At 38.0% G+C, this 21,282-nt stretch carries 14 protein-coding genes; 13 read left to right on the forward strand and 1 reads right to left on the reverse strand.

All coding sequences use genetic code 11. From position 1 onward, the window contains the following. The first annotated feature begins 82 nt into the window (after positions 1-82). The 9 genes from ACRDEC_RS12255 to ACRDEC_RS12295 all read left to right on the forward strand — a co-directional run bounded on the left by ACRDEC_RS12255 (position 83) and on the right by ACRDEC_RS12295 (position 9,892). Positions 83-1,690, forward strand: coding sequence for a S8 family peptidase (locus ACRDEC_RS12255; protein ID WP_431498641.1), 1,608 nt, complete (start codon positions 83-85; stop codon positions 1,688-1,690). A gap of 81 nt (positions 1,691-1,771) precedes the next feature. Next, complete coding sequence (locus tag ACRDEC_RS12260; RefSeq protein WP_431498642.1) at positions 1,772-3,649, forward strand: M1 family metallopeptidase; 1,878 nt, start codon at positions 1,772-1,774, stop codon at positions 3,647-3,649. Between the two features lie 156 nt (positions 3,650-3,805). Then, positions 3,806-5,311: a T6SS effector amidase Tae4 family protein gene (locus tag ACRDEC_RS12265; RefSeq protein WP_431498643.1), complete on the forward strand. Its 1,506-nt coding sequence runs from the start codon at positions 3,806-3,808 to the stop codon at positions 5,309-5,311. Next, the gene (locus ACRDEC_RS12270) at positions 5,296-5,757 is read left to right on the forward strand and encodes a hypothetical protein (RefSeq protein ID WP_431498644.1); all 462 of its coding nucleotides are present in this window, start codon (positions 5,296-5,298) and stop codon (positions 5,755-5,757) included. Before ACRDEC_RS12265 ends, ACRDEC_RS12270 begins: the two co-directional genes overlap by 16 nt. Before the next feature lie 367 nt (positions 5,758-6,124). Then, complete coding sequence (locus ACRDEC_RS12275) at positions 6,125-6,922, forward strand: helix-turn-helix domain-containing protein (RefSeq protein ID WP_431498645.1); 798 nt, start codon at positions 6,125-6,127, stop codon at positions 6,920-6,922. A gap of 54 nt (positions 6,923-6,976) precedes the next feature. Beyond that, entirely contained in the window at positions 6,977-8,077 is a 1,101-nt protein-coding gene (locus tag ACRDEC_RS12280) for a hypothetical protein (RefSeq protein ID WP_431498646.1), read from the forward strand. Positions 8,078-8,403: 326 nt separating this feature from the next. Next, positions 8,404-8,952 (forward strand): hypothetical protein, encoded by a 549-nt coding sequence (locus tag ACRDEC_RS12285; protein WP_431498647.1) that lies wholly within the window; start codon positions 8,404-8,406, stop codon positions 8,950-8,952. Positions 8,953-9,000: 48 nt separating this feature from the next. After that, positions 9,001-9,303, forward strand: coding sequence for a Dabb family protein (locus ACRDEC_RS12290; protein ID WP_431498648.1), 303 nt, complete (start codon positions 9,001-9,003; stop codon positions 9,301-9,303). A gap of 142 nt (positions 9,304-9,445) precedes the next feature. Continuing rightward, positions 9,446-9,892: a hypothetical protein gene (locus ACRDEC_RS12295; RefSeq protein ID WP_431498649.1), complete on the forward strand. Its 447-nt coding sequence runs from the start codon at positions 9,446-9,448 to the stop codon at positions 9,890-9,892. An 82-nt stretch (positions 9,893-9,974) separates the two neighbouring features. Here the strand turns inward: ACRDEC_RS12295 and ACRDEC_RS12300 are convergent, their stop codons facing one another. Next, positions 9,975-10,673: a S24 family peptidase gene (locus ACRDEC_RS12300; RefSeq protein ID WP_431498650.1), complete on the reverse strand. Its 699-nt coding sequence runs from the start codon at positions 10,671-10,673 to the stop codon at positions 9,975-9,977. Positions 10,674-11,095: 422 nt separating this feature from the next. On the opposite strand from ACRDEC_RS12300, the gene ACRDEC_RS12305 reads away from it, so the two are divergent. From ACRDEC_RS12305 to ACRDEC_RS12320, 4 genes are all read left to right on the forward strand, one after another. Further along, positions 11,096-14,716, forward strand: coding sequence for a hypothetical protein (locus ACRDEC_RS12305; RefSeq protein WP_431498651.1), 3,621 nt, complete (start codon positions 11,096-11,098; stop codon positions 14,714-14,716). Between the two features lie 92 nt (positions 14,717-14,808). Beyond that, positions 14,809-18,444, forward strand: coding sequence for a hypothetical protein (locus tag ACRDEC_RS12310; protein WP_431498652.1), 3,636 nt, complete (start codon positions 14,809-14,811; stop codon positions 18,442-18,444). Positions 18,445-18,508: 64 nt separating this feature from the next. Beyond that, the gene (locus ACRDEC_RS12315) at positions 18,509-20,680 is read left to right on the forward strand and encodes a zincin-like metallopeptidase toxin domain-containing protein (RefSeq protein ID WP_431498653.1); all 2,172 of its coding nucleotides are present in this window, start codon (positions 18,509-18,511) and stop codon (positions 20,678-20,680) included. A gap of 12 nt (positions 20,681-20,692) precedes the next feature. Further along, complete coding sequence (locus tag ACRDEC_RS12320) at positions 20,693-20,959, forward strand: hypothetical protein (RefSeq protein ID WP_431498654.1); 267 nt, start codon at positions 20,693-20,695, stop codon at positions 20,957-20,959. Positions 20,960-21,282: the final 323 nt, after the last annotated feature.

Below are 21,282 nucleotides of genomic sequence, written 5' to 3' on the forward strand. Positions count from 1 at the left end.
TAAGCAAAAGCATATAAAGTAATGTTAAAAAATATAACTTTGTTGGAATAATGTTGATTTTTACACCTATTAAATCCAAAACATGAGAATTTTAAAAACCATTTATTTTTCCGGAGCAATCGCTTTTGCCATAGCAAGCTGCAGTGCTCCTAAAAGCATCGTAAGTACAAACCCGGCTAAAATTGATGTCAGACCTTTTAAAACCACTAAACTTTCCGATAAAGAATTACAACGCTGGAGTCATTTCGATCTGGACAAAGATACTGTACCGGGAATGAGCGTAGACAAAGCCTATGCCGAATTACTTAAAGGTAAAAAAGGGGCTAAAGTGTTAGTAGGTGTTGTGGATTCCGGAGTAGACATTGAACATGAAGACTTGAAAGGAGAAATCTGGACCAATCCCAAAGAAATAGCCGGAAACAAAAGAGACGATGACAATAATGGTTACGTAGATGATATTCACGGATGGAATTTCTTAGGCGATGCTGATAACGAACAGTTGGAATTAACTCGTATCGTTAGAAAAGGTAATGATGGATCCGTACAGTTTGAAAATGCTAAGGCAGAATTAGAACACAAAAAAGCCGAACTGGGCCCGCAAAAACAACAGTTGGATTTTATTCTGGCAGGAGACAAGGCGATTGCTGATCATCTGAAAAAGAAAAACTACACGGCAGAAGATGCAAAAAGAATTCAAACCACTGACGAGACTTTATCACAATACAAAGCGATGATGACACAAATCCTTACTTCTACTCCAAGAGAAGAATTTGATGCTCAGATGGTAGAATATAAAGAATTTGTTTACGACCAGTTGAACTATAATCTGAATACAGAATTTAACGGCCGTAAAATCGTAGGAGACAATCCGAACGACCTCAACGATAAAAAATACGGAAACAATAATGTTATAGGACCTAAAAAAGAAGGAGCAAAACACGGAACACACGTAGCCGGTATTATTGCTGCCGTTCGCGGTAACAACAAAGGTGGTGACGGAGTTGCTTCAAACAATGTAGAAATCATGGCTGTACGTGCCGTTCCTAATGGTGATGAGTACGATAAAGATATTGCATTGGCTATTCGCTATGCTGTAGACAATGGTGCGAAAGTAATCAATGGAAGTTTTGGAAAAAGCTTTTCACCTAACAAACAATGGGTTTATGATGCTATTAAATATGCAGAATCTAAAGACGTATTATTTGTACATGCGGCTGGAAACGACGGAGAAGATATAGACACTGCACCGAATTTCCCTAACGATGCTGATGGAAAAAACCCTGAATATGCCGACAACGTAATCACAATCGGTGCTTTAAACTATGAGTATGGCGCCGGTTTGATGGCAGACTTCTCTAATTACGGAAAAGAAAATGTAGATATTTTTGCCCCAGGAGTAAAAATTTACGCAACAACACCAAACAATACTTACGAGTATTTACAAGGAACTTCTATGGCGTCACCAAATGTTGCCGGAGTTGCTGCATTAATACGTTCTTACTATCCAAACTTAACGGCTTCTCAGGTAAAACATGTTATTATGGATTCCGGAACACCGCTAAACAACACTATTAATTTAGCAGGATCAGAAGGCAAAACACAAACTACTTTAGCTCAGATTTCGAAAACAGGTAAAATTGTAAATGCTTACAACGCACTGATTTTGGCTGAAAAAATGGCTAAAAAATAAATTTAGAAAAATATAAATTACAATGAATTTCCTGCAACGCCCACCTGTGTTGCAGGTTTTCTTTTAAAGAAGAATATCAAAATGAAAAAGCTTTTATTTCTTTCACTCCTTATTTCCTGCAGTGTATTGGCACAGAAAAACCCGAATCCGGGCTATTGGCAGCAACACGCTGATTACAAGATGGATGTTTCCATGGATGTGAAAAACTATCAGTACAAAGGGACGCAGACCTTAGTGTATACCAATAATTCTCCTGATACATTGCACCGTGTATATTACCACCTGTTTAACAATGCTTTTCAGCCGAACAGCGCCATGGATGCCCGATTGAAAGCGATTGCCGACCCTGACGGAAGAATGGTGACAAAAGTAAAAGTAGACGGAAAAGAGGTGAAGCAAAGCCGGATTTCAGCTTTGAAACCAAATGAAATAGGCTATTTAAAAATTTCGAATCTAAAACAAGACGGCATAACTCTTCCAAATAAAGTAGTAAGCACAATTCTTGAAGTTACTTTGGCCAAACCATTATTGCCGGGAACCTCAACAACGTTTACCTTAGATTTTGACGGACAGGTTCCTGTACAGATACGACGTTCCGGGAGAAACGGCAAAGAAGGCGTAGAATTGTCGATGGCTCAATGGTATCCTAAAATGGCCGAATACGATTACGAAGGCTGGCAGGCCGATCCTTATATTGCTCGTGAATTCCATGGTGTATGGGGAAATTTTGACGTAAACATCACTATAGACAAGAACTATATTTTGGGAGGCAGCGGCTATCTTCAAAACCCAAACGAAATTGGCTATAACTATCAGGATGAAGGTGTAATTGTCAAGCTTCCGAAGAAATCAAAAACGCTGACCTGGCATTTTGTAGCGCCAAACGTACATGATTTTACATGGGCTGCCGATAAGAATTACATTCACGATAAGCTAATTGCGGAAAACGGTGTAATGTTGCACTTCTTATACAAAAACAACCCGAAGATTATCGACAACTGGAAACAACTGCAACCAAAAACAGCACAGTTGATGGCCATTTACAATAAAACGGTAGGACAATACCCATACAAGCAATATTCTGTAATACAAGGCGGAGACGGCGGAATGGAATATGCCATGTGTACACTGATTGTAGGCGAAGGCACTCTGGAAGGATTAACAGGTGTCACAGCGCATGAAATGGCACATTCCTGGTTCCAGCACATATTGGCTTCAAACGAAAGCAAAAACAGCTGGATGGACGAAGGTTTTACTACTTGGCTGGAAAACTACGGCCTGAACGAAATTGCAGAAAAGAAGGTGGGTAACCCGCATGCAGATTCGTACACAGGTTACTTCAATTTGGTTAAATCCGGAAAAGAGCAGCCACAAACAACTCATTCAGATCGCTATGACGAAAACAAAAGCTACAGCACCGATGCTTACAGCAAAGGAAACCTTTTCCTCACACAATTGGAATACCTGATTGGGAAAGAGAACTTTATGAAAACACTGAAACGTTATTTTAACGACTATAAGTTCACCCATCCAACGCCAAACGATATCAAACATACGGCAGAGAAAGTTTCGGGAGCCAATCTGGACTGGTACCTCAACGACTGGACCAAAACAACGAATACCATTGATTACAGTATCAAAACAGTAGAAGCAAATGATAAAACTACAAAAGTGATTTTAGAACGTATTGGCAGAATGCCGATGCCATTAGATATTGTCGTTATTTATGAAGATGGATCTGCCGAAACTTTTTATATTCCGCAGACATTAATGCGCTGGACGAAAGAGAATCCGTTCCCAAATGTAAAACGAACTGTTCTGGACGGTTGGGATTGGGCTTATCCAACGTTTGAATTCACCATTAACAAAGAGAAAAGTTCAATTAAATTGATTGCGATTGATCCTATGGAACTCATGGCAGATATGAATAGGACTAATAATGTATTTGAGAAAAAATAATTTCTAAATTATATTTAAAAAAGGCTGTCTTGATAAGATGGCCTTTTTTGTTTACTACTGGAATTCAGCTTTATTTTTCAAGCAGGCATTTAAATAATTAGTAAGAAAAGGTGTGGTTTTTCGTATATTTGAAACTGAAGCTAATAAATATAAAAAATGTATATCAAAGCCAAAATCCCATTGCAATTAGTATCTGCCTTACTGCTTTTAATTTTTAGCGGTTGTGACAAAGATTCAAACACCCCGGAAAACCTAACGAAAAATAAAAGTGTTCACACAATTAGTTTTGAAGAATTAAAATCTAGAATAAAGTCTGCTCCCGGAATTCTCCAAAGACTCGAAAACAGACAAAGCGGCACTATTTCCAGTAAAACCCAAAGCGGATTCGAATTTGAACTGGATTCCATAAAAGAATTTCAGGAAAACGCAAACTATCAATCCTATACTATAAAAGCAAAAAAAATAAATGCAGACGAAACAGAATACATTTACAAATTACTAATCGAAAACAGGAATAACACCATCACTTCATCCCTAATCACATTTGATTATCGAAACAAACTTTTAGTTCCTATAAATAAAGAAGCTTTTATATTGGATAGCGCAACTAGCAGAATGGAATGTTATGCTGTTACTTTTATTGTAGAATGTAGTTGTCATCAGCACTCTGCACCGTGCGACCACCCATCATCCTATACTTATCATTACTGCTCTGGAAGCAATGGCGGAGGAGAAACTACTAGCATAACTAATATAAATGGAGGCGTTACTACTGTAGGTACTTCAGGCGCAAATCCTTCTGTGGCAATTCTTAGTGAAGAAGAAGCGCTGGAGTTATATGGGAGTTTTACAACTAGCCTCACTTCTAGTCAAAAAGCACTCATGGAAACCAATTCCCTTCTTAGAGTTGAAATTTTTAGTTTCTTTATAACGGAAGGATTTGGCGGAAGTAAAAGAAGTTTTGCAAAACAAGCTATAAATTATATTATTCAACATCCAACAATAACATTTAACCAATATAAAAATTGGTTTTTAGGATCCGGAGATGGTACAGACGGAGATTTTGATGCTCTTTTTTGGGAAAACCCCAGTTTAACTTTTCCACAGCAATCGCTTCCAACTATGACAAACTTCAAAAATGCTTATCCCAAAAATTTAAATGGTACTTTTGAAATGAGTTTTTCCGATGTTTATAATCTAATAGGAGGTATACCCAAAGCAATGAGAGATGAAGTCCTGACGGATGACAATCCTTTAAACGATCATAATTATAATAACGCGTGTGCATTAAGGACTTCGAGAGCATTAAATTATTCTGGAGTAACAATCCCTAATATTCCAGGAAAAACATTTAAAGGGGAGGATAATAAATATTACTTTTTGGGTGCTCGAAACTTATATAATTGGATGATTAAAACATTCCCCACAAACAGTAATAATAGTATTGTTTTAAATCAGTCTCAAGGAGGAACTAATGGCATTAATTTTCCTTCTTTACTTGGAAATTTTCAAGGAATTTATATTTTGATCCCAGTAAATCAATCTGTGACTGGGTTTGGAGCTAGTGGTCACGCTGGTATTTTTACAACTCCTGAATTAACCCATTATTATTTTGCCGCAACGGGAGGAGTAAAATCAATTACACTATGGATATTAAACTAATCATGATTATGAAAAAACTATTTCTGCTTTTTGTGTTTTTGCAATTTGCCTCCTGCGGAGTCACTAAAAACGCCACATACATAAAAGATTTCAAATCAGAATTTAAATTGCAGGCCTATTGTCATTGTATCACGGAAGGTTACGGAAAAAAAACATCTTCTTCAATGACTTTAAAAGACAAATCTTTTTATTCCCCAGTTGTAAGCAGCATTTTTTTTGACGAATTGAAAAAAATTGGCTACGAAGAAAATCGAATAATGAAACTAGACTCCCTACATTCCATACAAGTTGTTTCGGAAGCAACAGCTGGCAAAAAAATAATATCCCATTGCTTGCAATTTTATCATAGTAAAAAACTGGATTCACTAACCAATATCAATTATAAAAAATGGAAAAATATAAAAAACATTGATTCAATCATTGTTAGTAAGAATCCGGCCTATTGAATTGTAAATCTTCCAAAGCTGAGTAGTAAGGCGCATAATTTTTTTATGTTTAACCATGAAAAGTACATAGCTTGTGTTTGCAGTAATTTATATCCAGAAAAATATCTTTGACACCAATTCGCAACCTTCCATCCCATTACTTGCTAAAAACCAACACTTTATACACTTCAAAAATCTTAATCTTTTCTAAAGACGCATTGTGTTTTTCCCCTTTAACGATATATTTACGAAATTCAAAAAAACTGATTTTCATGAAAAGGATTTATGCAGCGCTTCTTATTCTGTTCAGTATTGGACAGTAAGATTAAAACAATTTGTAACTGCTGTTATTACCGCAGCAAAAAGATATTTTCACTACTTTTAAACCATGATTCTACTCAAAGAAGGCGAATATTTCGGAAAAAACACCTTGGCACAAGAAGATGCTAATTTCAAATTGAGCCTGCAGCATTACACCCCAAACTTCAGCATTTCGGAGCACTACCATGAAAATGACTACATCAGTATTCTAACCAAAGGCGTTTATCAGGAAAAAAGCAAAAAACAGGAAAGCGGTGTCGAAGCCGGAAATATACTGTTTCGTCCCAAAGACTATAACCACAGTAATGCCTTTACCAATTGTGGTGGGTCCTGTTTTAATATAGAATTTAAGAAAGACTGGGACAAAAATCTGGATTTCGGGTTTCGATTGCCTTCGGGTTTTGAAAATTATAAAACCGGTAATTTTGCCTCCTTTTATAAATTGATACATTCGTTTTTAAAAAATGAAGCCTATGAAAATCAAACCGAATTGATTTATGACTGGCTGTTTCAAATCAATCAAAATACTGCAATTTCCAGCCGTCAGCCGTGGATTGAAAAGGTAAAAACAATCTTAGAAAACGAATTCGCTGTTTTTCATTCGCTAGCGTCGCTTTCTGATTTAGTTTTTGTTCATCCGGTGTATCTTTCGGGTGCCTTTAAGAAAAAAACAGGTTTGACCGTTAGTGAATACCAGCTGGAAATGAAGCTGAAAAATGCCATGCATTTACTGCTAACCACAACATTGCCTATTAACGAGATTGGTTTTAACAATGGTTTTTTTGACGACGCTCATTTTATTCATTCTTTTAAAAACCGTTATAACGTTTCACCTCATCAATTCAGGCAAGCCTTAAAAAGTTAATCCTGTACAATTTTTATCTATCGTTGCCGGATAATTTTGTAGAAAAACAGTACTATGAAAACTTTCTCATTCGCAATTTTAATCGTGCTTTCTTTATTTTCTGTTTCGGAAATAAGTGCACAAACGCAACTTAATGACAGCATACACTTTGATTATACCAAAATTTATGCTTTTGCATTGGATGGAAATCCTATGGCAGCGATGCCTTTACTGGAAGCAGCTCCTGCTGAAAAAATAGCCCTGAAAGACTTACAATTCAAAAACAATTTCGAAAAACGATTCCGATTTGAAGAAGACAAAAGTGATTTTCTAGACACCCGAAAATCCAAAGCCGATGCTTTATTGCAGATTTACAGGGATTACTGGCGATCTTCTTTTTTAAATAAAGAGAAGAAAAACGACACCCTGATGATGAAAACGGTGGTTGATTTCTTAAAAGCGAATTTTCCGCCAGCCAAAAACCTGATTCTTAATGAAGACAGTATTGATATGTATCAGAAAAAATACATTACTGCTTTAGGCTATCATTCTACCGGATTTGGAAAAACAGGCAGTTTGTATGATTTATTGGTTTGGAAAACAGAAAAAGACACTATTTATAAGCTCCGTTATGACGGAAAGAAAACGCTGGTCAAAATTTATTTTATGGATGATTTTGTCACATTGGGCTGGAGCGAATATGCTACTTTAGGCCGGTATTATCCGGCAGGATGGGCAACTAAAGAAGCTTTATTTTGTGTAAGGAAAGCGTATGATTTAAAATCGGAAACATTTAAGGTGAGTTATATTGGTCATGAAGGCCGGCATTTTGCCGATTATAAATTATTTCCAAAATTAAAAGGCGTTGGTTCAGCCGATTTGGAATACAGAGGAAAATTGACAGAGTTATCTCTTTATTCGGAAGAAGGACTTTTTAAAAGGATGCTGTTTTTTATCAATAACGCCAATTACGACAGTGAAAACGGGCATTCAATTGCTGCTTATTGTGTGATTCGTGATTTATCCAGAATTCTCTTCCATAAAGAGTTTGAGAAAGACCTGGAAAAATGGAAAGCAATTCCGGCACAGGAAATAAACAATGTGGCGGCCAGAATTTTGGAAGAAAATACAAAATCACTGAAGAAAATCCCGAACGTAGTGCAATTAATTAAGTAACCGTTATCGTCATTGATGACGTACAGAACATCAAAAACCACGTTGGATGATGTGGTCAACGGGGTTCCTGACGTCAGATACCACGTTGGGTGACGGGATCAACGGAGTTCCTGACGCCAAACACCACGTTGGGTGACGGGGTCAACGGGGTTCCTGACGCCAAATACCACGTTAGAGGACGTGGTAAACGAGGCGAACAACGCCAAACACCACGTTGGAGATTCCGCAAAACTTAATTAGTATTATTTTTAAAAAAGGATTTTGCACTTGACATCTTTAGCGATACATTTACACTATCTCAAACATCCTAAATTAAAAATACTGCTATGCGAAATACCTTGTTTTTTCTTTGTTTATTAGTTGTACCTGTTTTTATTCTGACGGCTGGTTTCCATGCTTCAGATAGCAAGAAGGCATCTCAAACAGATAACGGACTGATAAATTTTACCGGTATTTATGTTTCAAGAGACACATTACCTTCCTTAGATAAAGATTTTAAAAAGGAAATTACGGTAAGTCTGATGAAATTCCATCAGAACGGAACCGTACAAATGTCAGGACAATACTCGTACAACGAAGGAGAACCGGACCAACTTAACAATTTCAGCGTAGTAAAATGGCTGTATAACTTTACTTCCTTTTACTTTACCCAGAAAAAAACAAAACTGACTGTCTATTGTTCTGCCATCCGAAAGAAAAAGACAGATGATGGTGTAGCCACCTCGAGGGTTTTTGTTGATGAGGCATTCAAGATTAAAGGAGATACACTTTTCAGAGATATGAAAACCAGCAAACATTTTAAGAAAATTTACATTCTAAACAAGGAACTGACAGGCAATCATATGAACGTTAAACAAACAAACGGATGTGAATAATCTATTCACAATCGATAAATCAACCCTTACAATTCAAATACAATTAATATGATACATCACATTGTCATGTGGAAGCTGAAAGATTCGGCAAATGATAAAACAAAATTTGAGAATGCCCAATTAATGAAGGAAAGACTGGAAGGCCTCAAAGAGATTTTACCTGAAATCATCGAATTAAGAGTGGGGTTTAATATTGAGAATGAATATTCGAATTTTGATGTTGTTTTGCACTCCTATTTCAAATCGATGGAAGATTACTTTACTTACCAGAAACATCCGGAACACGAAGCTATTGGGAATTGGGTGTTTACCATTCGGGAAGAACGGTTTTGTGTAGATTATGAGTTTTAAAGGTTAAAAAGCGTAAATTAGGATTGAAAAGCAATTCGGTTTCAATTGGTTCGGTCAGCAGATAAAATGTAATACTCCGCTTACATAAATAAATTTTTATTGTACATTTAGCATTGCTTTTAATTCTAAAAAACAACCAACCATGTGGAAATCTATACTAACAACAACCGTCTTTGCGGGTACGCTCGACATTTTGGCCGCTTGTCTGAATGCTTATTTGTCTAACCATATTATGCCTGATATTGTATTGAAATACATTGCCAGTGGAGTCTTTGGCAGTTCCGCTTTTACAGGAGGCACAAGCATGGTTCTCTTTGGTCTTTTATTTCATTTTGTTATCGCTTTTGCCTGTACTGCTGTTTTCTATTGGCTGTATCCTAAGGTGCCTTTCTTCAAGTTTAGCTTAACTGTGAATGCTGTTTTAATTGCATTGGCCGCTTGGTTTATAACAACCCGAATAGTTATCCCGATGAGTCATATTACACCTACTCCGTTTAGTTTTTCAAAAGCTTTGGCAGCAGTCAGTATTTTAATTGTCTGCATTGGAATCCCTATTGCTTACCAATCAAAACGTTTTTATCAGCAATAAATCTGCTGGTAGAAAATCGAACAAATTTATTTTCCTCAAAATTTATAACATAAAAAAGGCTCTTTTTACAGCGCCTTTTTTATTAATGCATAGCGTTAATCCGTATACTGGCTTTAACCAGCGCCAGTGCTTTTATTTTAGACAATTCAACGTCTTTATCCTGATGGTGCTTGTTTTGGCTTACCAGTCTTACAAAACCGTGCTGCTCTGACTTCTGGATATATTTTACCGTAATATATTCTTCGCCGCTCATGTCGATACTTAAAAGATACATTTCGCCCCAGAAAATCTCATTCTTTAAGTCATGAATTTCTTTATACAAAACGATGTCGCCACTTTTTAAAAGCGGATACATACTGTCTCCCGTTACATACACTGCCCCGTCACATTTTGGCAAATGCGGAATAGATATGTGATCAATCGGCTCCTGCGCTTTAGAATCCTGAAACAAAGGCACCAATCCGGCAACTGCTTCAATATCATATAACGGTATTTGCTGCATTTCCATGGCGTTGTCCGTTTTCAACCGATACGTTTCGACACTTTTGTTCAGCATCATTTCTTCACTGCCCACAAACATCTCGCCTTGTCCGGTCAATAACCAAACAGGATTCAAATCGGTATAAACCGACATAATCTGCTCCAGCGTAGAAGATCCAATGCTCTTATTTTCTTTCACTGCTTTGGAAATAGCACCTCTGCTGGCATTGATGCTGTTCTCAAAAGCATAATAGCTGATCCCTTTTCTATCTATATACAATCCTATTCTTTCCGAAACCATAATCATTCAATTGGAATTACAAGACAAACTTATGAAAATAATCTATCATTCCAACATAAAAAACAATAAAATCTAACAAATCAACAATTTATAGCAAAAGATATGAAAATAATACTGCATAAATAAAGATAAATAAGAAGCAACTCAAAAATAAAATATACAAATAGGCAAACAATAATTAACAATTAACGTAGAATCAAGCAAATACAAAATAAATGAAAATTTTCTACTAAAATTGTTGCATTGTAGATTATTTTCATCTATATTTGCATTGTGATTATAAGACAATAATCTTATAAAGAAATAGAATTGTTGCTTTTCATCCTTCAAAGTACACATATAAGTAAGAAGAAAAAGAATATAATCACACAAAATGTAAGCGCTTAACAATTATTATAAACCTTTAATTAAAACAATTTAAAATGAGTACAGAAATTAAAAACACACTCTTCCGCTTCGTTACGATGAGAGCTCCGGAATTTTTAGAAAAAGAAACAGTTGACCTCAGTTTTGTAAAACATCCTTTATCTAATCCTGATTATGCTGGGGAAATCACCAGTAGTTTTCTGGACAGTGCCAACAATGTTCCAACAGGAAAAACAAAAGCTTTGGCCTTGGCAGAAACAGCAGCAAGCTTTACTTCCTCAATAAAAGAAAGAGAAGAACTGCACAAATCCGGACTGGTATCCAAAAAACTCTATGACTTTGCCGTCTGGCTGACAGCCAACCGCACAAAGCTGACTATGGAGGAAGCTGTAAACACAATAATAAACAAAGGCATCGAAGCCATTGAAAATGAAGAGCATATTAATGATTTATGGGAAAATCTTTTCTTCCAAATCATTACTTCCAAATCGCCTTATGTAAGGGAAATGATTCTCTCTTTACTGGTAGCAGACTTCTTTATCAATAATTACACCATGATTCCGCAAACGGATGAGGCTTTCCAAAAACTGGCACAGGCAAGGGTTATTATTCCAAAAAACCTCTTCGAAAAAGAAGATACGACTGCTAAAAGAGGGTTGTTAAAAGAAGCTTTTGATGCTTTGCCTTTGGATACTAAAGAATTGGACAAAGAATTAGACCTGATGCTATGCAAGGATAAAATCGAATCCTACAGATCTGTTGTTGTTGAATTAAAAAAAGCACAAAACAACTACAACAAAGCAAATCAGAAGGCTTACGATTTAGCAAAGAAAGAGTATGAGGCAACGCTTGCCGGCCTGTATGCCAGTGCAGAGAAAGTAACAAAAACGTATACAAACCCAAACATCAATCTTGAAAGATCCGTAACGGAGTATGTTGATTTGGTCCTTCCTCCTTTCGAATTCCAAAAAAACCCGGAATTGGATGGATTGAGCCTTACAGGTAAAGTTTCTGACAAAACCACATCGTTAATCTCCGGAATTGTAGATGTAAATGGATACGATACTTTTGATGAAGTAATCAACCATTACGAAACACAAATTGCCGAAGGTTCACAATACGTGTTTAACAATACCGAATCAAACCAAACTGTCATCAGTTCCAATGGTGTTATTCTTCCGGCAACCAATACAGCCAGCCCTGAAGCAGGAAATATTTTTGCTGTGGCAGCGAACTATACCTCGGGAACTATTCCTTTAAACCTTATGTTTAGTGGTCAGGCTGTTGGCGTAGATATAATTGCGGCAAATTATTCGTTGACTTTTGATGATGAATCGGAAGTAACAGGAACTTCTTTTATTGATACAACGGTAAACAATAAACTCTCGGTTAAGATATTCGGGACAGGGGTTAACCTGTTCAATCGGGACAATATGGTCCTCAAAGGTATTTTTACTTTAAGCGATGGAAGAAAAATCCATTTCAGCGGAAATCTGGTACTTACGGAAAGTCCTTTTTCTTTAATTCCGGGCAAAATAATTGACGGTGGTGTCCTTACTTACTTTTTAAGAGGAAAAGGAGCCTATGAAATGAAAGCAATCGTGATCGCAGATCCATTGGAATTACCGGATGATGTAGAAGATCCTGCTGATAATGGAGCTGCCATTCAATACGTTCCTTCTGGGTTCGGTATCAAGAGATTGGGAATTGCTGATTACCGTAAAGTAGAACAGGAAGTCTGTTGTTATGTTCCGGGTGAAGTATCCCATATTGAAAATGTCATGGCCAGCGAGTACAAAGAAAAGGCAACCCGCAGGTTAAGACGTACCGAAGACACCACGACATCAACCAAGGAACAGGAAATTGAGAAGTTAACCGACTCTACCTCAACAGACCGTTTCGAGATGAATCAGGAAGTAAGTGCTGTGCTGGCAGAAGACAGCCATATAGGAGTTAATGTATCTGTTGAGCAAAAATGGGGCACCGGAAGTATAAATGCCGGAGCAGACTTCGCCAGCAATACTTCTTCTGAAGAATCCAACAGCCAGGCGGTGACACATGCTAAGGAAGTAACTGAAAGAGCTTTGGACCGTGTCGTACAAAAAGTGAAAGAGGAACGTGTTTCCAAAATCATCGAAGAGTTTGAGGAAAACAGCAAACACGGCTACGATAACAGGAAAAACAACCAGCACGTTTCGGGTGTTTACCGTTGGGTAGACAAAATCTACAGGAATAAAGTAATCAATTACGGAAAGCGCCTCATGTACGAATTCATGATTCCGGAACCGGCTGTGTTTCATAATGTGGCCGTTGCTTCAAGAAAACAAGATCCGGGATTCGAATTATTAACAAAACCCCTGGATCCTAGAAGCCCTGGTGATTCCCAATTAAAACTGGACACGTCTTTCAATTCAAAATACAGTTTTTGGGTTTCGCATTATAATGTGGAAATCACTTCAAAACCGGAAGATTTTGTCCATGTCGGAAAAGCATTTTCTTTCACAACCGGCGAAATAAATGGCGGAGAATTTGACGAGGTTGCATCAGGAAGCGAAGATATAAGGATTCCTGAAAATTACTCAGCTGTAGGCGCTTTGGCAACCTGGTATTGGTCACCTGAACCCGGCTTTGGCATCGCAGTGCTTTTGGGCGGTAACAGAATGCCTCTCAATGCTTATGCCCCGCTTTCTCCTTTCAAAGGGACAATCCCTTTCTCCTATTCCGCTTTAGGTCATCATTCGGGTAACGGAAGTGTGGATATTAAATGCCAGCTGACTAATGAAGCGAAGCTGCAGTGGCAATTGGAAACATTCAATGCTATTATGGATGCTTACGAAGCAGAATTGGATAAATACAATGCCAAATTGGAGCAGCTGAAAGCAATGCAGGAAGAAAAAGTAAGAACAAATCCGCTTTTCTACCGTCAGATTGAAAACATGGTTTTACGCAAAAACTGTATTGAATACCTGGCAAGTCACGATACTTTAGGAAAAGAATCATTACTGCTTGGCAGTGATATCGCAGGCGTGCATGTAAGTTATGACGACCCTAAACTGGAAACCTATGCGGCCAAAGTTAAATTCTTCGAACAGGCATTCGAGTGGAACCTGATGAGCTACAATTTCTACCCGTTCTATTGGGCTGATAAAAAGAAATGGGCTGATTTATACAACATCTCAGAAACAGACGATCCTATTTTCCGCGCTTTTTTACAAAGTGGAATGGCAAGAGTAATTGTAACAGCCCGTCCCGGATTTGAGGAAGCGGTAAACTGGTACATGGCTACCGGACAAGTATGGAATGGCGGACAGGTACCCACCATGGACGATCCGTTATTTGTATCCATTGTAGAGGAATTGCGTGAAACCGAAGGTGAAGTAGAAGAAACATGGGAAAGCCGTGTGCCAACTTCCTTAACCATTATCCAGGCGGGAAGTGTCGGACTCGAAGTAGTCCAGGCGTTGCCTTGTGACGAAGACTGTGCCGATTACAAATTGTTTGATTCAGACGGCCAGCCAGTATTAGATGGAAACGGCAACCAAATATCCACTAATCCTTTTTCGCTGTCCTACGATGTTAAACTTCAAGGTGTGGACAATGCCCCAGATGAGGGGGAACAAACACCTCCAATTTACAACCCCGGTGATGAAGAACCTCCGGTAGAATCAGAATTATAATTCTGGATAACCAAGATCCCTGCCTGAAACGGCAGGGATCTTAAAAAGCAAGCCCTTAGAATTAATATAAACCTTTATTAAAACAAATTAAAATGAGTGCAGAAATCAAAAACACATTATTCCGCTTCGTAACCATGAGAGCACCAAAGCTTCTGGAACAAGCAACAGTCGAGCAAGACTTTAATTTTGTCCAACATCCTTCAGAGAAATCAGGCACTTGGCCATTTACAAGTGTTTTCCTGGAAGCTGCAAAAACCATTCCGACCGGAAAAACAAAAGCAAAATCCTTGGCAGAAGCAGCAGCAATATTTGGTACAGACAACCCAATTAAAACAAAAAAAGAGTTGTACACTGGTGAGGATGCACTAGTCTCCGAAAACCTATATCGATTTGCCTCTTGGTTAAGTGCCCACCGCTCCAACTTGACAAAAGCCAATGTTGAGCAAAAACTGGGCCCTGAAAGAGATTTGATTACTGGCATCTCTTCAGGAGCAAATTCCCACAAGTTATGGGAGAATCTTTTTTACCAGATTATCACTTCCAAATCACCTTATATACGGGAGACTATTCTTTGGCTTTTGGTAGCCGATCTTTTTGTCTCACGCGCTCCGGACACCATCACAGACGCAAGTTTGAAAAAACTGGCGCAAGCCAGGGTGATTATCCCAAAAGTGCTTTTCGAAAAGCAGGACATGACTCCCAAAAAAGAGGCATTGAAGGAAGCTCTTGCTGCTTTACCATTAAACACAAAAGGATTGGACAAAGAGTTAAAAGGCATTTTATTAGAAGAAATGACCCAAAAATATAAATCCTTTATTGTCGAACTAAAAAAGTACCAGCAAAACTACAACAAAGCCAATCAAGCCGCTTTAGAGACAGCATTCAAAGAGTATGAAGAAATGGTTGCTGACCTGTATGCCAATGCCGAAACAGAAGAAAAAACAGTAACTGACCCGGTAACCAATACCGAAAGAACAGTAACTGAATATGTAGCCCTTGTGATACCCCCTTTTGAGTTCACAAGTGCGCCAGAATTAAATCACGATCTTTTAGAAGATAAGCTGTCAGGTGATGCTTCCTTTTTTATAAACACGATTACCATCGCAAACGGCTTCGAAACGTTCGATGAGGTATTCAACTATATAGAAAACGAGATAACCCTGGGCACTCATATGGCTTTCAACAATACTAATTTAAGCCATAAAGCGGTAAATATTAACGGCGTTTTGCTTCCGGAAACAAATGCTAATGCAATAAGTGACAATTTCTTCACTATAGGGACAACTTACATTGTGGATTCGACACCATTAACCATCGTTTTTACTGGCGCTGCTGCTACTATGGATATAATCGAAGCAGATTACACATTAACTTATACTACTAACAATGGTGAAGCTCATGGAACTTCTTTTTCAGATGCCATAGTAAACAACCGATTGTCCGTAAAACTCTTTACAGCAGGACGTTCCTGGAGTGGAATTCAACTCTATACCATTGAAGGCTCACTTACCGCCAGCGATGGCAGGAAAATACATTTTTCAGGAAGTATTAATTCAAGTCCTTTTAATTCATTTAACCCTACTGCAAAAGCAAGTGCTGGCACACACACTTTTCTTTTGGAAGGAAAAGGAACCTATGAGATAAATGCCATCGAATTAGATCCTGATTTGCCGGACGACATTCCAAATGCTCCAGCAGACGGAAGTCTCATCAAATATATCCCGTCAGGTTTCGGAATCAAACAAATCGGTATTGCTGATTACCGTAAAGTAGAACAGGAAATATGTTGTTATGTGCCCGGTGAAGTATCGCATATCGAAAACGTCATGGCCAGCGAATACAAGGAAAAAGCAACCCGCAGGTTAAGACGCACGGAAGATACGACGACATCAAGCAGCGAAAAAGAAACCGAGAAATTAACGGACTCGACCTCAACAGACCGTTTCGAAATGAACCAGGAGGTAAGTTCTATTTTGAATGAAGACACTCATGCAGGTGCATACGCCAATGTATCTGCCGAATACCATGGGGTAAGGCTTGACGCAGGAGCTGACTTTGCCAATAACACTTCTTCAGAAGAATCAGACAACCAGGCCGTAACCCATGCCAAAGAAGTAACGGAAAGAGCTTTGGACCGTGTCGTGCAGAAAGTGAAAGAAGAACGTATTTCCAAAATCATCGAAGAGTTTGAGGAAAACAACAAACACGGCTTTGACAACAGGAAAAACAGCCAACATGTTTCAGGAGTATACCGTTGGGTCGACAAAATCTACAAAAACAGGATTGTCAATTACGGCAAAAGGCTGATGTATGAGTTTATGATTCCGGAACCGGCTTCTTTTCATAATTATGCGGTAGCATCCAAAAAAGAGAAATCAGAAATCGAAACAGTAATCCAACCAATCGACCCAAGAACTCCAGGAATGTCAAACATTTTGACCTCCCATAAAGACATCAAGGAAATCGATTACCAGTATTGGGCTGCTGTATACAATACCCAAGTGGCTCCTCCTCCGGTCAAAAACACCAGTGTTGGTAAAGAATTTTCGGTCTCTGGCATCAAGACAGATGGCGAAAAAGTCTGGGCAGAAAAAGCTTCTGTTGAAATTCCGGAAGGTTATAAAGCAGTTGATGCCAAAGTCTTTGCGACAGGAAAATCAATGGTCAGTTCCCCAAGTCTGAGAAACTGCGGAGCCGGTGCAACTGTTGGCAACTTGGTTTTTGACTACTTTATCGATGGTATTGATGCCGGAAGGGAAATCCCCAAAAGAGGAGCAACAGCTGTGTTGATAGCAAACGAAAAAAGCATTCCGGTCTCCGTAACATCCTATGGCCAATTTTCATTGGGAATAAATGTAACAATCCAGTTGGAAAGAACACCGGAGTATTTTGAGCAATGGCAGATCGAAACGTTCCAATCCATCATCAAAGCCTACGAGGCGGAACGGGAAAAATACAATGCCAAAATTGTCCAACTGAAAGCCATACAGGTAGAAAAGGTAAAAACGAATCCATTATTCTACCGCCAGATAGAAAACACGGTATTACGAAAAAACTGCATCGAATATTTGGCAAGCCATGCGGCTTTGGGTCAAGTAAAATTAACCAGCGAAAGTACTTCCATCAAGGACTTTCAGATAGATTATGACAACCCACTATTAGAAGAATATGCTGCAAAAGTCAAGTTTTTCGAACAGGCCTTCGAATGGAACTTAATGAGTTATAACCTATATCCGTTCTACTGGGCAGACAAAGACAAATGGGCTGATTTATACAATATTTCGGAATCTGATGACGCAACCTTCCGTGCCTTTCTGCAAAGTGGGATGGCCAGGGTAATTGTAACCGCTCGTCCGGGATTTGAGGAAGCAGTAAACTGGTATATGGCAACAGGTCAAATTTGGAACGGCGGTCAAGTCCCAACTATGGACGACCCGTTATTTGTTTCTATTGTAGAAGAATTGCGGGAAACCGAAGGCGAAGTGGAAGAAACATGGGAAAGCCGTGTGCCTACTTCTTTAACAGTGATCCAGGCGGGAAGTATCGGATTGGAAGTGCCACAGGCCTTGCCTTGCGACGAGGACTGTGCCGATTACAAGCTGTTTGATTCAGACGGCGAACCGGTATTGGACGGAAACGGGCAGCAAATATCCACCAATCCTTTCAAGAAATACGAAAACGTAAAACTGGAGGGAATCGACAATACAACTCCTTCAGTAGGATCCTAATTCAAAATGTATAACCATGAAATCCCTGTCTTCACAGGCAGGGATTCTTTAACAAAGAAAAAATATGAGTACATATAACGGAATACCCATCGTCTTTGATGATGGAGATACAAATTTATTGGGGAGTTTGTTTCCACAGGGGATGAGAGGAGAACAGTCTTCTGGAGGGAATAATTTCCCGCAATTCCCAATACCAGTCCAATTTACTTCTCTGTCTCCAAAAGACATTGGAAATAAATACTATAAAAACAATACTGTCTACGAACAAAATGGAGTAAAAGTCTATGCCGATGAGGGCATCACATTTGAAAAAGAACTGGAAGAGGTCAAAATATATGGCAATCGCTTTTATAAAGAATTCAAGGATTTCACTTTCGTCCTTTTTGCAAGCAAAAATGGGGCCTTATTGCTAAATCAATACAAAGAGTGTATCGTTTCAGGAAATGAAATTGCCTTGTTTTTGGAAATTGATGATCCTACTAACTTTTTGGGAAGTGTAATGCAGATTAAAGTAGGTACGGGAATTGACAAAATCAAGCTCCCTATAGCCGAAATGCTTGATTTCATGCGCACAAAAAGAGTCAATCTGGAAAGTAAGGATATCATAAAACTTATAAAAGGAAAATATCAGTCCAAAGAATCAATACTCAGTTGGATTGGTGAAATGTTCACTAAAATTATAGGCGGTATTACTTCTTTTATACTGACCAGTGCAGGCACACTCAACCAGGCTTTCATCAGTGCTTTTGATGCATTGCTTATCGGAGACAATCGCTGGAATACAGAAGCGGAAGGTTACAATGCCTTTTTCATTCCTGATGCGGTTAGCGATTTATTAAACAGCGCCGATAATGATGATAAAATAGCAGAAGCCATTGTTTCTCCAATCATAACCACACTTGGCACTATAGAAAAGGCAGTAGACCTTAGCATCGGCTTGTTAAAGCCTATTCTTCCTTCCCAAATTTATGCTGAAGTAAAGAAAAAAATAAAACAGCTCTTTCTCGAAATAGACGGTTTTTTAGAACATGTCAAAGGAGTTTCTTTTTTGGAGCTGTTGAAAACAGCTGCTGAAGTAGCCAATGCACATCTTTGTGGTTTTATAAATGGGATTGTTGAATTCTTTAAGGGATTTTTCGAAATTATCGGCATGATTCTCAACCTGGCAAATGCTCAGGCAGACTACGCTAAAGATCCTTTTCTATATAATAGCTTATTAGCAGAAATGTTTGAAAACCTTATGGAAATGATTATCGGTTTTGATTTCAAAAAATTTATTGTAAACGCTTTTGTTTACCCGCTGAATTTATTGGTAAAAACCATTAAATTTGTTAAAAGCTTAAATGTTGATGTCACTTCCTTAGATATAAACCTGAGTAAAGTAGGTTATCTCTGCGGATACATAAAAGGCCTGATAGTGAGTATTATTGTTGATGCTTTTTTAACAGGCGGGATCAAAGCAGTAGAAGATATCCTAAAAGCATTGGGAACCTTTTTGAAAAACCCAAAGGGGATATTGAAAGATGCAATGAAGACGGCAGGGCGCAAAACTGCAGCATCTGTGGAAACCGTTATCGATTTCATGGCAACAATGGCTTCCAAAATCAAAAAAGGTGCCACAAAGCTCTTTGAGGATTTTGAAAAGTTTGTCGATGATATTTTTAAATGGCTGGAGGAGTTATTTGGGGTTAGAAATGCTAATGACAAAACACAAATTGACAAAAGATTTGAAGATTTTCTCGAAAAATGGAAAGGTAAAAAAATAAGCGGTAAAGGATTTTTAGGATCCCCAACATTAAGCAGAAAAGAAATACAAGCTTGGCAAGAATTCTTATTAAAAGAATTTAAGACAGAATTACGGATTTTGGAAAAAAACAAAAAGATGTTGCAAGCCTTTGATGATTTAGGAATTCAAGCTGCTTTTGATCCAATAGAGAATGTAATATGGATGCGAAAAGACACTACTCATTTTGAGCTTTTACATGAATCTAAACATTCACAAGAATGCTTCTTAATAGGCAAAGAAGAATATTTAAAAGGAAGAAAAGATTTTGGGGGAAGTCCAACTGACATTCTAATAAGAACATATAAAAGAGAGAAATATGTCTATGATGAATTAATGAAGCAGAAAAAAAATCTTTCACAGGCAGAAATTAAATATTCTGAATGGTATATGCAAGATCGTGTTATAAAAAAATGTAAAGAGCAACTAATAGATATTGATAACATTAAATAAAAACTAAATATTATGGATGAGAAATTAATAATTGAAAAAGTCTTGGAAATTTTCAATAAAAAAGGATATAAAGGCTATGATGATACTGATATTGAAAATATGAGTGTCCGAAAATCAGAAAAAGAAGAACTTAGAGACGGATCAATAAAAGATGTGTATGTAGTATCATTCTGGAGTAAACCTCTTTTTGGCGAAAGAAAATTAATTTTTGCCAACATAGATGTTGAAACTCTTGATTTACTTTATATGGGTGGGCCATCTGGCTATATTGAAATCTAAAGTAAATAACAACCTTTTGTAACATAGCTTCAAGCCGATAGCGCGGATTTGCACACGAGCGCCAGCGAACTGACGAAGTAATCCGTGCCCGCTATCCTTATCCGCAAAATTTTTCAAAACCCCAACAATCATATTGCCGGGGTTTTGTTTTTTATTACAACGAACTTTCCTTTCTTTATAGTGTTACATTCTTTGAGGGCACGGATTGCAAATCCGCCTTTACTTTGTCTTTGATAAAAAATGGTTACCTTTTTCAAAGGAAAGCAGAGGTGAACTATCAAATCCGCCAAGCTCGTTACTTATATAGCGCAATAGTCCTCTGC

The sequence above is a fragment of the Flavobacterium sp. genome (assembly GCF_050696275.1).
Lineage (GTDB): Bacteria > Bacteroidota > Bacteroidia > Flavobacteriales > Flavobacteriaceae > Flavobacterium.